The sequence below is a fragment of the Aestuariispira insulae genome (assembly GCF_003385955.1).
Classification (GTDB): Bacteria; Pseudomonadota; Alphaproteobacteria; order UBA8366; family Aestuariispiraceae; genus Aestuariispira; species Aestuariispira insulae.
On record NZ_QRDW01000004.1, the window covers coordinates 400,605 to 414,841 of the forward strand.

The window sequence follows — 14,237 nt, forward strand, 5'->3', positions numbered from 1 at the left end:
CAACAAAATCAAATTCGCAACCTGTTTCCTGCCGACCAGGCCAAAGAACTGTTACGTCAGCTCGCATGAATTTTATCGAGATAAGATGGCGGACAGGGTGGGATTCGAACCCACGGTACGCTTCCACGCACGACGGTTTTCAAGACCGTTGCATTCAACCACTCTGCCACCTGTCCTATAAGAATGATCCGGTATTGAACCGATCATCATGATGCCAGAATGAGGGCAGGGGTGTTTCTATCCTGCAAAATCCGGCCAGGCAAGACCGGATATGCGCCCAATCAACTTTTTCCCTTCACTTTCATCGGATAACGAAGTTCCTCAAAGCTTTCAATGGCATTGCCGAAATAGGGCCCGCTTGCGACCGAACCTGGAATTTTCGAGATCAACTTTGCCACTTCACCGCTGGAGATCCCTTCAAACATCAATGTCTTGCCGTTCGCTCCACAGCGTTTTGCCATTTCAATCAACATGTTCAAATTGGCATTCAGGGCCGTTTCCGAACTGACCAGATTTTCATCTAAGATGACGTAATCCGCGGGCAGCCGCTTCAGTTTTTCTTCATCCTGCGCGCCGATCTCCTCGGATTTCAAAGCCAGGGCAAAACCGGAATCCTGCAGGATCTTGAGTGCATCAATCTTTTCAACAATCTCCGGCGTCAGCCCGCCGATCCGCAAAACCACATGCCTGTCGCCGGCGCGATCCGCAAATGCAAGCAGATTGGCAAGCATATCCCGGGTTGCCAGGGAATGGATATCCAGACTGATCGCGACCGTAAGCCCCTCCAGCCAATCTCCGCCGGAAATGAATTTTACCTGGGCCTCATCAATCTGCGCCCGCAGCTCAAGATTACCAGAAACGATCTTCAGGATTTCCTCAGCACCGAGGCCGTCTTCCTCGAAATCCGCGCGGAACTCGGCCAACAGATGATCCGTTTTCCAGAGATGGGCATCCACCACACTTTGATAGGCAACGGTTAATAAATTTTCCGCCAAAGCCCTGACCAACATTTCCGTTTGGTCCCGCTTTTTATCCATATAGGAAGCATGACTGTCACTAAGCGTATCAAAAATGATCGCATCCAGCCCCTGATCCGCAAATTCACGGGCGGCATGCTCAACCGCGTCAACGATATCCGCCTCATCAATGCCATCCGAATCAAGCTCTATTGTTTTGGTTGCAACATTCAGCAAGCGACCGGAAGGATCGACCCTTTCCGCCAAGCCCTGCAGATCCTGCTGCATCGCCTTGAGATCAGCCCCATTTTCATGCACGACGCCATATTTGCCATTCTCAACCCGGCTGACCGCATCTGGCGAGATACTGTCCCGACGCAACCGGTCCTCAATCTCACGGGTAAAATCGTCAATTTCACCCTTGTTGACGGTCATATCCCGAGCGAGGGCTTCCACATCGCCGATTTCTACAAATGTCAAATCAAGATCGGTGTCGGGGTTATCCGCTAAATGCCCACTAACTGAGTTGGCCAATCCCTTGACCGAGTTAAATTCGTCATCCCCGATATCCATCCCGGGATCTTGGGTGAATTCCAGTTTAAATTCATCCTGCTGCGGCAGATGCTCACCTTTCAGCTTAAAGCCTGCATTTCCCCCTGTCGGTTTTTTCAAAACGATCTGGCAGGGTTTCAAACGCTCACCGGACGCAGCATGAAATATAATCTCGGAAGATAAAAACAATGATTGCCTGGCAATAATGTGCGTAAGGTTCTCTCCGGCAAGAGCGGCGCCATCCTTGCCCAGCCAACGTTCGGTTTCCCCGGTTCCTCGAAGAATGTCACCCGCCACATCCACATATAGCTGAAACTTACGTTTGAGCGTTTCTTCATCTTCGTAAATTTCGCCGTCTGCGGTCAGAATCGAAGTCATCGTCACTCCCACCCAATAAAGCCATTACATTCAGGCATTTCGCCATTTTATGATTGTCGGTATGAATCCGGCGTTAACAATATCATTTTTTTGTCATCCGGTAAGGTTTGAAGCAGGCCGACCGAATGGGATATACATAAAAATCTGAACCGGACCGATTGTGCTTCGGTGCGAATCGGTTTTAGTGTCGCCAGTCCAAGACCGTTCCCATTCCATGAGTTATTTTCCAGGGCCCTTCATGCATAAGAAACTCGCACTTTCCGCCATTGTCGCTGCATTTTTGGGTTTGAGTTTTCAAAGTTTCGCTGGCGAAACGCCAACAGCCACAAATGCCAAGGAAAACCCCGTCGCGTTCGAGGACTGGGTCAGCCGTTTCAAATCCGAGGCGATTAAGGCCGGTATCTCACAGGCAACCCTGGACCGGGCGTTTAAAGATCTGAAGCCGGTTCCGAAAGTCTTGGAATATGACCGCAAACAACCGGAATTCACACGCACATTATGGGTCTATCTGAATAACGGGGTTTCCGAGGCCCGGATCAAACGCGGACGGGAACTTCTGGTCAAACATGCTTCCCTGCTGGATAAAGTTTACAAACAATATGGGGTTCAGCCGCGTTTCTTGGTAGCTTTCTGGGGGCTGGAGACGAATTTTGGTGATTATACCGGTGGCTTTCCGGTCGTGGATGCTCTGGCGACACTGGCGCACGATCCGAGGCGCAGCGAGTTTTTCCAGGGCGAATTGATCCATGCGCTGAAAATCCTTGATGCCGGCCATATCAACCAGGTCAACATGCTTGGCAGTTGGGCGGGCGCGATGGGTCAAACACAGTTCATGCCATCAACATTTGCCCGCTATGCCATTGATGGGGATGGGGACCAGAAGGTTGATATCTGGAACAGCCTGCCTGATGTGATGAATTCTTCGGCAAATTATCTCAGCCAAATCGGCTGGAAGGGAGATCAGACCTGGGGCAGGGAAGTCTTGCTGCCGAAGGAATTCGATCTCGAAAATGCCGATTTAAACATCCGCAAACCTCTGTCCGAATGGCAGAAAATGGGGATAAGGCGCACGAACCGCAAAGACCTCCCCATCGTTGACGGCATGGAAGCAAGCGTCCTGTTACCGGCAGGTTACGCAGGTCCGGCCTTCCTGGTCTATGATAACTTCCGCAATATCATGGTGTGGAACCGCTCAATTTTATACGCGTTGACTGTCGGGCATCTGGCCGACCGCCTTGTGGGCCATGGGCCGCTGAAAACCAAGCAGCCGCAAAATGATAAGCCCTTGAGCAGAAGTGACATTCAACTTCTTCAGGAAGTACTGCTGGCTCAGGGATTTGATCCAGGTGAACCTGATGGCATACTGGGGTCACGCACCCGGAAGGCCTTGAAAGCCTATCAACGGAAAAACAGGCTTCCGGCGGATGGATATCCAACCGCCTCGCTGATTGACAAGCTGAAGAACGGGACAAGCGAATGAGTTCGGGAAAGAAGATCATGAATACGAAGTTTCTCGGAATGGCGGCTTTGTCTGTGTTCATGCTGACGGGCTGCAGTGAAATCCAGTTCCTGTCGCAGGCCAGCAAGGAAATTTCCCCTGCGGACGCCTCCGACATCCAGCATAGGGATGGTAGCGGCGGAAACGGGAAACGCTATAAGGTCGGTAACGCATATCAAATCAAAGGCAACTGGTATTATCCCAAGGAGGATTATGCCTATGTGGAAACCGGCATCGCTTCCTGGTACGGGCCGAATTTCCATGGCAAACAGACCGCCAATGGTGCCATTTTTGACATGAATAAAGTGTCCGCTGCCCACCGGACCCTGCCCATGCCCTCCATGGTCCGCGTGACAAACCTGGAAAACGGCCGTTCCCTGAAGGTTAAAGTCAATGATCGGGGGCCATATGCCCACAACCGGATTATCGACCTGTCAAAAAGGGCTGCAGAACTGCTGGGTTTCAAAATAAAGGGCACGGCATTGGTCAAAGTTGAGGTCCTGGAAGCGGAAAGCCGGCAACTGGTGGCGATTATGAACGGTGAAACCCTGGACCATCCTCCGGCACCGGCCGCATCCCCCTCGATCGTTGTCCAGGCGGAACCGCTGGAAGCCCCCGTCGGCACAGTCGATTCCAAACCGAGCAGCACGAACCATGATGTCCAGGTCGCCAGTTCCAGCAATCTGCCCGTCAGCGTCGAATCAGAAACGCTTGGCGAGCCCGTTTCTGACGAACAGGTGACAGTTGTCTCTGTCGCAGCCCCGCCGCAGATTTACATTCAGGCCGGAGCATTCTCCCAATATTCAAATGCGGTGATCACCAAAGCCCGGCTGTCATCGGTTGGACCAACGATCATTCAACAAATCAATAAGGCGGACCGGCCCTTGTTCAGGGTCCGAATTGGCCCGTTTGATAAGGTGGAGGAGGCTGATCGGCTGCAAGAAGCCATCACCGAAGCCGGTTATCCGGACGCTAGAATTATTGTCGACGATTGATCCAAATCGTTCCCGCTGCCTTATTTCAGGCATAATCACGCTCTAGACCATGCCAAAATTCCTGCAGACTGAGAAAATCGAGAAAATGTCCTTGTTGAAAAGCCCTTTGAAACTGTTTGCATCAGCATTGCTGGGAACCCTGATCGCCTTGCCGGCCCATGCGCTGGAGACGCCTGCGAAACAGGTTCTTCTGATTGATCACGACACAGGCGCCGTCCTGTTTGAGAAAAACGCTGAAGAACGCATGTATCCGGCATCCATGACCAAGATGATGACCGCCTTCATGGTCTTCAAACAGTTGAAAAATGGAACCTTATCCCTGGAAGACAGTTTTCCGGTCAGCAAAAAGGCTTGGAAAAAGGGTGGATCCAAGATGTTTGTCGAGGTCGGCAAGCGCGTCAATATCGAAGATTTGCTGCGTGGCATCATCATCCAGTCGGGCAATGACGCCACCATCGTGGTCGCCGAAGGCATCTCCGGCAGTGAAGAGAGCTTTGCCAAGGAAATGACCCAGACAGCCCGTGAAATCGGCATGTTCGACAGCCAGTTCCGCAATGCCAGCGGTTGGCCCGACCCCGATCATTTCACCAGTGCCAAGGATCTTGCAATCCTGGCATCTGAAACCATCCGCAGTTACGGCGACTATTATCATATCTATTCCGAGAAGGAATTCACTTTCAGCGGAATCAAACAAAGCAACCGCAACCCATTGATACGTGGTGATTTTGATGGTGCTGACGGATTGAAAACGGGGCATACCGAAGCATCCGGCTATGGCCTGACCGCCTCTGCCGAGCGCGATGGGCGTCGGCTGATCCTGGTGATCAATGGCCTGGATTCACAGAAGGCCCGAGCGGTCGAATCTGAGCGCCTGCTAAGCTGGGGTTTCCGGGAATGGAATCGTTATCCCTTGTTCCAGGCCGGTGAAACCGTTGGGGACGCCCCTGTATGGCTTGGCCAGACCGGCACGGTTCCGATGATTGTCAAAAAGGATATCCTTTTGACCATGCGCCGGAAGTACCGGGACGATCTTAAAGTCTCCATCCGCTATAACGAACCAGTGCCGGCACCGATTGCCAAGGATAGCATCCTGGGCACCCTGGTCATTGAAGCACCCGACATGGACACAATCGAAACCCCGCTCTACGCTGCGGAAGATGTGCCTCAGCTCGGCATGTTCGGTCGCTTGAGCGCAGCGTTTGAATATCTTCTCTGGGGTGAGAACTGATCCCATGAACACCGCCAGATTTGTATCGTTCGAAGGCGGGGAAGGGGCCGGTAAAAGCACGCAGATCCAACGCCTTCGGCAACTGCTTGAAACACATGGCCGGACGGTCCTGGTCACTCGGGAACCGGGCGGTTCCGACGGTGCCGAAGAAATCCGGGACCTGCTGGTCAAAGGCGAGCCTGGCCGTTGGGATGCTGTGACCGAGCTATTGCTGCTCTATGCGGCAAGGCGGGATCATGTGGAAAAAGTAATCAAACCGGCCCTGCAAAAGGGCCAATGGGTCCTGTGCGACCGGTTTGCCGACAGCACCATGGCCTATCAGGGTTTTGGGCATGGGTTGGGCCAGGCAATGGTTCAATCGGTTCATGATCTTGTCCTCGGCAGTTTCACGCCGGACCTGACCTATTATCTGGATATTGCACCGGAAGATGGCTTGCAGCGCGCCCATGCCCGGCAGGATGACGAAAACCGCTTTGAATCCATGACCTTGGATTTCCATAACAAATTGCGGGCTGGGTTCCAGGCGATCTCTGCTGAAAATCCGAACCGTTTTGTCACCATCGATGCCTCTCAGGATCTTGAGACCGTTTGGACAGCCATTCATCAGGATGCGGGAAAAAGATGGGGGCTCCGCTAATGGCTGCCAAAAAAGAACCGGTTGATCTGGATCTGGCCCCCAATGATCCGAAATTGCGTACAATTCTGAAAGGTCATGCCGAGGCAGAGGCCAATTTCCTGGATTCGTGGAATTCCGGGCGATTGCACCATGCCTGGCTCATCACCGGCCCCAAAGGCATAGGGAAAGCCACTATGGCGTACCGTATCGCCCGATTCATTTTGTCTGGCGGCGGTGCTGGCGGCGGGCTTTTTGGCGATGCGCCGGAAAATCTCGATCTCGGCCCGGAACAGGAAAACCTTATTCACCGTATGGCCAGTGGCGGCCATAGTGATTTCCTCGTGCTTGAAAAAGGCATGGTCAATCCAAAGAACAACCGTGTTGCCGAAAATGATATCCCGGTCGATATCGCCCGGACGGCTGCCGGCTTTGTCAGGCTGACACCGGCGGAAAGTGATTGGCGCGTGGTGATCGTTGATGCCGCCGATGATCTGAACCGAAATGCAGCTAATGCGCTGCTCAAGGTTCTGGAAGAACCCCCGGCCCGTGCGGTCTTCCTGCTGGTCTCTCATGCGCCCGGCCGTTTGCTGCCAACAATCCGGTCACGCTGCCGTCGACTGGAACTAAAACCGCTGCAGGCGGATAATCTGAACAATTTATTGCTTGAGCGCCACCCGGAGCTTGAGCCAGCCGAAGCTGAAGCTCTTGCCCGTCTGTCCGAAGGCAGCGTTGGCAAGGCTATGATGCTGGCAGAGCAGGGCGGGCTGGACCTGTTCCGGATCTTGATGAGTCTGTTTTCCAGGCCAAAGGATCTGCCGTTGGCAAAAATTCATGCACTCGGCGATCAGTTGGGACGCAAGGATGCCAAAACCGCCTATCAAGTCTTTCGCGACATGCTGCAATGGTGGCTTAATCGCCTCATCCGCAGTGCTGCCACAGGCCAAATGCCGCCAATGGTCGTTGCAGAGGAGGAACAGGTCCTCGCTGCCTGCATGCAAACCGGCAGCGTTGCCCGATGGATGGAAATCAAGGATTCATTGGCCAGCCTATTGGCAAAAACTGAAGCTCCTGCCAACTTGGATCGAAAGCAGGTGATTGTTTCTGCGTTTTTGACACTGGAAACAATGCTTCAACAGCGCTAAAACGCTCTTTCACTCTTTTATTTTAAGACAATCTTTATCTGACAGGACGACCATATGTCTGGCCGCGACAGCTATTACATCACAACGCCGATCTATTACGTCAATGACAAGCCGCATATCGGCCATGCCTACACCACGATGGCCTGTGACGTTCTGGCGCGTTTCAAACGTCTGGACGGGTATGATGTGCATTTCCTGACCGGCACGGATGAACATGGCCAGAAAGTGGAAAAGTCAGCGGAAAAGGCGGGCACCGATCCGCAGGCCTTCACGGACAAGGTCAGTCAGAATTTCCGCGACCTCGCGAATTTCATGAATTACAGCCATGATGATTTTATCCGCACCACGGAACCGCGCCATATTACAGCCGCCCAGGCGCTATGGACAAAGCTGCTGGAAAGCGACGATATCTATCTAGGGTCTTATGCAGGCTGGTATGCGGTGCGTGACGAAGCCTTCTATACGGAATCCGAACTGGAAGACGGCCCGGACGGCAAGAAGATCGCGACCGCCAGCGGAGCGGAAGTCGAATGGGTCGAAGAACCCAGCTATTTCTTCCGCCTTTCCAAATGGGAAGACAAACTTCTGGAATTTTATGAAAATAACCCCGGTTTCATCAAACCGGCCAGCCGCCGGAACGAGGTGGTCTCCTTTGTGAAAGGCGGGCTGAAAGATCTCTCCGTTTCCCGGACCACCTTCAATTGGGGCGTGCCGGTTCCTGGCGATGACGCCCATATCATGTATGTCTGGCTGGATGCGCTCACCAACTATCTGACGGCGGTTGGCTACCCGAACCAGGATGATGACCAGTTCCGGAAATTCTGGCCGGCGGATCTGCATATGGTCGGCAAGGATATTCTGCGGTTTCATGCGGTTTATTGGCCGGCCTTCCTGATGGCTGCCGACATCCCGCTGCCCAAAAGAGTATTCGCCCATGGCTGGTGGACCAATGAAGGACAGAAGATTTCCAAGTCGGTCGGCAATGTGATCGACCCCTATGATCTGGTTGAACGATACGGACTCGATCAGACCCGCTATTTCCTGATGCGCGAAGTGCCCTTTGGCAATGACGGAGATTTCTCGCACCAGGCCATGGTCAACCGCATGAACAGTGATCTTGCCAATGATCTCGGCAACCTGTGCCAACGCTCCATGAGCATGGCTTTCAAAAATTGCAACGGCCAGATTCCGACACCTGCCACCTTCTCAGACGAAGACAAAGCGATCCTGGATCAGGCTGCAAGCCTGCTGCCGATCGTGCGGGCGCATCTGGATGACCAGGCCTTCCACAAGGCCCTGGAAGCGATCTGGAAAGTGGTGTCGGATGCCAACAAATATTTTGCCGGCCAGGAACCCTGGGCGCTGAAGAAGACCGATCCGGAACGGATGGGAACCATTCTTTATGTGACTGCGGAATTGCTGCGCCGGGTCGGCATCCTGACCCAACCGGTCATGCCTGCTTCTTCCGCCAAACTGCTGGATTTGTTGAAGGTACCGGCGGAAGACCGCTTCTTTACCGCCTTTGACAAGGTGCTGCCCTCCGGATCAGTCCTGGATAAACCTGAAGGGATTTTCCCGCGCTTCGTGGAACCTGAAGGTGAGGGGGCCTGATGCTGGTCGACAGCCATTGCCATCTCGATTATCTGGAACGGGACGGCCAGGATCTCGATGCCGTGGTAGAGCGCGCACGTGACGCCGGTGTCGAAACCCTGGTCACCATTTCCACCAAGCTTTCAGGTTTTCCGCAGGTACTGGCCATCGCGGAACGCTATGACAATGTCTATTGCACGGTCGGCGTTCACCCCCATGAGGCCGAGGCGGAGCCGGATGTGACGTCGGAACAACTGGTTGAGCTGGCCCAGCATGAAAAAGTAATCGGCATTGGCGAAACCGGGTTGGACTATTTCTATGAGCACAGTCCCCGGGAGCTTCAGCAACGAAGCTTTCTTGCCCATATCGAGGCCGCCCGCCAGACCCAGCTGCCTTTGATCGTGCATACCAGGGATGCGGATGATGATACCGTCTCCATGCTGCAGGCAGAATACCAGAAGGGTGCTTTTCCAGGCGTTATCCATTGCTTTAGCTCCACACAAGAACTCGCTGAAAAATCAGTTGAAATTGGATTCATGATTTCTCTATCCGGCATCGTAACCTTCAAAAAGGCCGAAGAAATTCGCGATACTGTACGCGCCCTGCCGGTGGAGAGTTTGATCGTGGAAACGGACAGTCCTTATCTGGCGCCGATCCCGCATCGCGGCAAGAAAAACGAGCCTGCTTTTGTCGCCCATACAGCCAATTGTGTGGCAGAGCTGAAAGGCATGGATCCCGAGAATTTCGCCCGGGCCAGCTCCGAGAATTTTTACCGTCTTTTTGGCAAAGCGCGCGCCACACTTTAGGTTGCCGCGTACAAAGTGATTGAGCATGAAAGTTACGATCTTAGGATGCGGAACATCGGGCGGCGTACCGCAAGTGGGGCTCGGCTGGGGCGATTGTGACCCCGATGAACCGCGCAACCGGCGGAAACGCGCGTCCGTCTTGGTGGAAGAGGGCGGCCAGACAATCCTGGTTGATACCGGCCCTGATTGCCGGGAACAACTGCTGATGGCTGATGTGAAACGGCTGGACGCCATTTTCTACACCCATGCCCATGCCGATCACTGCCACGGGATCGATGATTTGCGCTGGCTCTGCCATGTCATGGGGGAAGCGATTGAGGTTTACGGCGACGCCCTGACCCTGCAACAGCTGCAGGAACGGTTTGACTATTGCTTCACGCCCTTGGATCCGAGAGCGAACCGCTATTATTACAAACCCGTGCTAAACCCCAATGAAATCAAGGGACCGGTAAAGATCGGACCGGTAAAGGTCACAGCCTTTGACCAGGATCACGGCCATTCGATCACCTTGGGTTACCGGTTCGGCGGCTTTGCCTATTCAACGGACGTGGTGCGGTTGAATGATGCGGCGTTTGACGCGCTGGCCGATGTGGACACCTGGGTTGTCGACGCATTGCAGCCCCATGAGCATCCAACCCATGCGCATCTGGAACGCACCCTGGAATGGATCGACCGGGTAAAACCGCGCCGCGCCATTCTGACCCACATGAATACGCGCATGGATTATCAATGGCTGGTCAATAATTTACCCGATGGTGTTGAACCGGCCTTTGATGGCATGATCCTGGATATCTGATTGTCAGCCCAGTTGCTTCGGCAGATGCTGATCAAGCAGATCTTCACGGCCAAACTCACGTGCCAGCGCTCTAAGCGCACGTTTGCTTCGCCATAAGGCGAGCAGATCCAACGGCATGGAAAGCAACAGCCAAGCACCGGAATAGATCGCCATCAACAGGACAAGGCCATACGCGATGCCGTTCAATCCGCCCCAAAGCAGGATCGGGAGCGAGATGGCGGCCAATCCAAGCATGGCAAATGCAAGAGCGCGCAGAGAACGTTCTTTTTGCTGTTGCCGCTGTATCGACAGCGGCAGATAGATCAATTGAAGATTAAGATCACGAACCTGAGCCATAATCCATCAGAATGCCATGTCCGGGATCATTACCCAATGACGGCTGTCACAACATCCACTTACGCTTTTGTTCACTGTATACTATTTTCCATAATATACATTATGCGTATTACTCATATTCAAGAACGGCATCATCTTATCTTCAAGCTATTATCTTCAATGCGTTGAAATATTTCCTCAATTATGTCCGCTGAAAAAATGTAATTGAGTTTATTAAACCGGATCAAATATTCCGTCACCCGCTCTGAAATCGGCTGATATAACGCCACTTCTTCTTCATCTGATAGGACTGGCTCTTTTTGCCGCGCAACCTCAATGAAATGAGTCATTCTTTGGAAAAGAACATCATCATGAACGAGAACAGAAATGGCTTCTTCAACCGCGTCTTTCGTAAGTTCATGTGTGAATGCCCCCTTCGCACTGTTCAGCTTTTTGGAAAAACGCGGCGCAAATTTAAAAGTCATCTTCGCCCCTCCCCAAAATGTTAAAAGCTGATACGGCTCTTTAATGCATTGTCTCTCAGGTCAATCGTGCATCTAGAGCCAACCAGCCCATCACAAGAGCCAAGAGACTTCAACAACACAGCCAAATGTCGTGGCATCTCTTTCCCAACCGGGCTCAATGAGCTTGGAACAACCTCAACAACAGCTTCATATTGTTCCTCGCGGCCATCCATGTGCCTAATCGTGACTGATCCCTCGAACTGATCTCCATCCTGGCAACCGCACGGAAGTGATAAATCTGCTAATCTAATGATGGCGCCACGCTCAGGATCATATGCCAATATATCCTCAGAAGTGATTGTTTGGGATCTATTCATATCTTTTCCGTCTTCTACCGATGGGCCATTCACTGTCTCTATACCATGGCCTCACAGAAAAACATCCCGGATGCCCATTTGCGGACACCCGGGATGTTTTAATTTTTCAATAAGATGGCTCTTCGTTTGAGCCTTTCTTAATTATAACTTACGCACTGGCCACGGAATAATTCGTCGTTTGTGTCGCATTGTTCCAGATATTGTCCAGTGCCGTCTTCTCTGCCGCGGTCAACCCGCTGGAGAAACCGGCCGATGCCGATCCCCGGCTGTACCCCGCCATGGCAGACACCAGACTCGCAATATCCGATGCTGACAGCAAACTGGCCGTTTTGGCTGTATCGTCATAATCAAACGCCAGCTCGGTTTGATGGTCAGAGGATTGGAACCAGTTCTGGATCGTCAACAATCCGACCTCATAATCCGGCTGCGTCGGATTAGCAGCGCTGTCCCAACGGTCAATCTCGATCACCAGGTCATCGTTATTCTGACTGAACCAGATCTTGTCCTTGTCCAATCCGGAACCGAGCACCAAACGGTCGCCCTGGTCGATGGCCCCATGTTTGTCCTCCAGATCGCGCACCTCGACGGTCTTGATGTTTTCTGTGATGACAAAGGTGTCATTGCCCTTGTTCGCATCACTGTCTTCCGATCTGTCGCCATAGACCTTGTTTTCCAGGCCGCCCAGATAGATCGTGTCATTGCCGCGGCCGCCGGACAGGTAATTGCCCTGACCGTCCGCGCTGCCGACCAGCACGTCATCGCCTTCCTGGGTGTCGAGATAGTTACCCGCCCCGGCCGCGATCGCCACATCGGTACCGCCGCCGAAATAGGTCATGGAGGCAAAACCGATATTGATGACATAATCGTTGCCGCCGCCCAGGTTATAGATGTTGTTCTGACCGACACCGATCAGGAAATCATCCCCGTCACCGCCATACATGTAGTTATTGCTGCCAAGGGCCACCAGCATGTCATTCTGGCTGCCGCCCACAATGGTGTTGGAATTGCCGACCGCCATCATGAAGTTTTCGCCGCTGACACCCTTGATCCGGTTATTCTGGCCAAGCGCGATCAAGACATCGTCGCCAGCATCGCCACGGACCGAGTTATATTGGCCCAGTGCCAGGATCATGTCATCGCCGTTGCCGCCAAAGAGACGGTTGTCATTGCCCCAGCCCAACGCAACATCACGCCCGTCACCACCAAGGAACCGGTTCTTCTCACCGAGCAGGACCGCCATGTCGCCCCCTGCCCCGCCAAAGACATAGTTCAGCTCGCCAACACCGAGGATCAGGTCTCCGTCATTCTGGAGAATGCCCATCTTCTCGTAATAATCCTTCATCTCATTCAGCCAGCTGCCATCCGCATCGGCGGAACCTGTGAAATAGTTCCACAAATTAGGCACCCAGGTGCCCATGCTGGCAAAGACCGAGAGATCCGGAATGGCACTGATCAGCTGCGGACCGCCGCTGTTCCAGCCGGAGAAGGCATCGCCGATCTTGCCGGACTCATAGCCCCGTGCACCAGACTGATCCGCCGCATCAGTATAGCCATTGCCATCCACATCCGGACTGCCTTGGTTCCATTCGGTGCCTTTGGCCACCAGATCGCCATACCAATCGCCGTTGGAAATGCCATTTACAACATCCGAGATATAGTTGATCGGTGTACCGATGCCCGAAATGATGGCACTGGGAACCTTAAACTCCACATAAGGCATGCCAGCGGCCAATCCTGCCCAGGCCTCATCCACTTTGGAACCATCATGACTGACCGAGCCATCCGCGCCGCCAGAGAGGCCGGTCAGGCTACCGATGGTGCCGGACGGTGCCAACGCCCCGATATCAATGCCGGCCATGGCCATCAAGCCGCCGATCCCCGGGATATTCTGCAGGCTCCAGACCTGGTTATCCGACCGCCACAGCATGTTGATGTCGTAATCCAGGATCGAGGTCCAGGTATCGCCAAAGACAAAGTTATTTTTCCCGATCGCCAGGATAACATCAGATCCCTGGCCGCCAAACAGAACGTTACCGGTGGTGTTTTTCATGCCTTTCAGGAGGTTTTCCTTGGTCAGATCCTTGGTTTTCTCCTTCCAGTAATTGCTCAGATCCTCCTTGCTCGGCAGGGACATATTCTTGGTTTTGGTCCAGGCATCCTTCCATTGCGCAGAATAGGTCGCCATGGAGGCACTCGGGGTCAACAGATTGAACCCGCCCGGATTGGGTTTGAACGGATAGTTCCGGCCCATGATCGGGTTGCCGTTGGCATCTTTCTTGGTATTGCCAAACGCATCCACCTGCTCAACCTTCGGGAACGGGTTCAAGACAGCCGGGTCAAGGCGGATCTTGGGATCGATCGCCAGAATCACATCATTGGATGTGCCCTGGTTATAGATGATGTTCCGGCTGCCCATGACCACTTGAATGCCTTCCAGCGCCCGGTAGGTCTTGCCAAAGGGCAGCGGCATGTTGACCGCCTGCTTGGTGCCATCGGCATCACCGATCCGCACCATGATATTGTT

At 53.3% G+C, this 14,237-nt stretch carries 12 protein-coding genes and 1 tRNA gene; 8 read left to right on the plus strand and 5 right to left on the minus strand.

Going from position 1 to position 14,237, the window contains the following annotated elements; all coding sequences use genetic code 11:
• Positions 1 to 86: 86 nt before the first annotated feature.
• Positions 87 to 176, minus strand: a tRNA-Ser gene (locus DFP90_RS12715).
• A 105-nt stretch (positions 177 to 281) separates the two neighbouring features.
• The gene (locus DFP90_RS12720) at positions 282 to 1,886 is read right to left on the minus strand and encodes an EAL domain-containing protein (protein WP_115936856.1); all 1,605 of its coding nucleotides are present in this window, start codon (positions 1,884 to 1,886) and stop codon (positions 282 to 284) included.
• 238 nt (positions 1,887 to 2,124) lie between these two features.
• Between DFP90_RS12720 and DFP90_RS12725 the strand changes: the two genes are divergently transcribed.
• The 8 genes from DFP90_RS12725 (at position 2,125) to DFP90_RS12760 (ending at position 10,557) form a co-directional block, all read left to right on the plus strand.
• Positions 2,125 to 3,366, plus strand: coding sequence for a lytic murein transglycosylase (locus DFP90_RS12725; protein ID WP_181905335.1), 1,242 nt, complete (start codon positions 2,125 to 2,127; stop codon positions 3,364 to 3,366).
• Positions 3,367 to 3,383: 17 nt separating this feature from the next.
• Complete coding sequence (locus tag DFP90_RS12730) at positions 3,384 to 4,379, plus strand: septal ring lytic transglycosylase RlpA family protein (protein WP_181905336.1); 996 nt, start codon at positions 3,384 to 3,386, stop codon at positions 4,377 to 4,379.
• An 85-nt stretch (positions 4,380 to 4,464) separates the two neighbouring features.
• Entirely contained in the window at positions 4,465 to 5,607 is a 1,143-nt protein-coding gene (locus tag DFP90_RS12735; protein WP_115936893.1) for a D-alanyl-D-alanine carboxypeptidase family protein, read from the plus strand.
• A gap of 4 nt (positions 5,608 to 5,611) precedes the next feature.
• Positions 5,612 to 6,244 carry a dTMP kinase gene (tmk, locus tag DFP90_RS12740; RefSeq protein ID WP_115936859.1) on the plus strand — a complete coding sequence of 211 codons (633 nt, stop codon included), beginning with the start codon at positions 5,612 to 5,614 and terminating at the stop codon, positions 6,242 to 6,244.
• Complete coding sequence (locus DFP90_RS12745) at positions 6,244 to 7,365, plus strand: DNA polymerase III subunit delta' (protein ID WP_181905337.1); 1,122 nt, start codon at positions 6,244 to 6,246, stop codon at positions 7,363 to 7,365. The genes tmk and DFP90_RS12745 overlap by 1 nt, the downstream gene beginning before the upstream one ends.
• 54 nt (positions 7,366 to 7,419) lie before the next feature.
• Positions 7,420 to 8,976 (plus strand): methionine--tRNA ligase, encoded by a 1,557-nt coding sequence (gene metG / locus DFP90_RS12750; protein WP_115936861.1) that lies wholly within the window; start codon positions 7,420 to 7,422, stop codon positions 8,974 to 8,976.
• Positions 8,976 to 9,761: a TatD family hydrolase gene (locus DFP90_RS12755; protein ID WP_115936862.1), complete on the plus strand. Its 786-nt coding sequence runs from the start codon at positions 8,976 to 8,978 to the stop codon at positions 9,759 to 9,761. Before metG ends, DFP90_RS12755 begins: the two co-directional genes overlap by 1 nt.
• A 25-nt stretch (positions 9,762 to 9,786) precedes the next feature.
• Positions 9,787 to 10,557 (plus strand): MBL fold metallo-hydrolase, encoded by a 771-nt coding sequence (locus DFP90_RS12760; RefSeq protein ID WP_115936863.1) that lies wholly within the window; start codon positions 9,787 to 9,789, stop codon positions 10,555 to 10,557.
• 3 nt (positions 10,558 to 10,560) lie between these two features.
• Here the strand turns inward: DFP90_RS12760 and DFP90_RS12765 are convergent, their stop codons facing one another.
• The 3 genes from DFP90_RS12765 to DFP90_RS22890 all read right to left on the minus strand — a co-directional run.
• Positions 10,561 to 10,893 (minus strand): hypothetical protein, encoded by a 333-nt coding sequence (locus DFP90_RS12765; RefSeq protein ID WP_115936864.1) that lies wholly within the window; start codon positions 10,891 to 10,893, stop codon positions 10,561 to 10,563.
• A gap of 131 nt (positions 10,894 to 11,024) precedes the next feature.
• Positions 11,025 to 11,357 (minus strand): hypothetical protein, encoded by a 333-nt coding sequence (locus DFP90_RS12770; protein ID WP_115936865.1) that lies wholly within the window; start codon positions 11,355 to 11,357, stop codon positions 11,025 to 11,027.
• A gap of 504 nt (positions 11,358 to 11,861) precedes the next feature.
• Positions 11,862 to 14,237, minus strand: a 2,376-nt coding sequence (locus tag DFP90_RS22890; RefSeq protein ID WP_218044661.1) for a calcium-binding protein, incomplete at its 5' end; no start/stop codon positions are given.

Excerpts from the sequence above, each read along its gene's own strand:
- DFP90_RS12745 (WP_181905337.1), top strand. The coding sequence starts at position 6,244 with ATGGCTGCCAAAAAAGAACCGGTTGATCTGGATCTGGCCCCCAATGAT.
- DFP90_RS12725 (WP_181905335.1), top strand. The coding sequence starts at position 2,125 with ATGCATAAGAAACTCGCACTTTCCGCCATTGTCGCTGCATTTTTGGGT.
- DFP90_RS12720 (WP_115936856.1), bottom strand. The coding sequence starts at position 1,886 with ATGACTTCGATTCTGACCGCAGACGGCGAAATTTACGAAGATGAAGAA.
- DFP90_RS12735 (WP_115936893.1), top strand. The coding sequence starts at position 4,465 with ATGTCCTTGTTGAAAAGCCCTTTGAAACTGTTTGCATCAGCATTGCTG.
- DFP90_RS12760 (WP_115936863.1), top strand. The coding sequence starts at position 9,787 with ATGAAAGTTACGATCTTAGGATGCGGAACATCGGGCGGCGTACCGCAA.
- DFP90_RS12755 (WP_115936862.1), top strand. The coding sequence starts at position 8,976 with ATGCTGGTCGACAGCCATTGCCATCTCGATTATCTGGAACGGGACGGC.
- metG (WP_115936861.1), top strand. The coding sequence starts at position 7,420 with ATGTCTGGCCGCGACAGCTATTACATCACAACGCCGATCTATTACGTC.
- tmk (WP_115936859.1), top strand. The coding sequence starts at position 5,612 with ATGAACACCGCCAGATTTGTATCGTTCGAAGGCGGGGAAGGGGCCGGT.
- DFP90_RS12765 (WP_115936864.1), bottom strand. The coding sequence starts at position 10,893 with ATGGCTCAGGTTCGTGATCTTAATCTTCAATTGATCTATCTGCCGCTG.
- DFP90_RS12730 (WP_181905336.1), top strand. The coding sequence starts at position 3,384 with ATGAATACGAAGTTTCTCGGAATGGCGGCTTTGTCTGTGTTCATGCTG.
- DFP90_RS12770 (WP_115936865.1), bottom strand. The coding sequence starts at position 11,357 with ATGACTTTTAAATTTGCGCCGCGTTTTTCCAAAAAGCTGAACAGTGCG.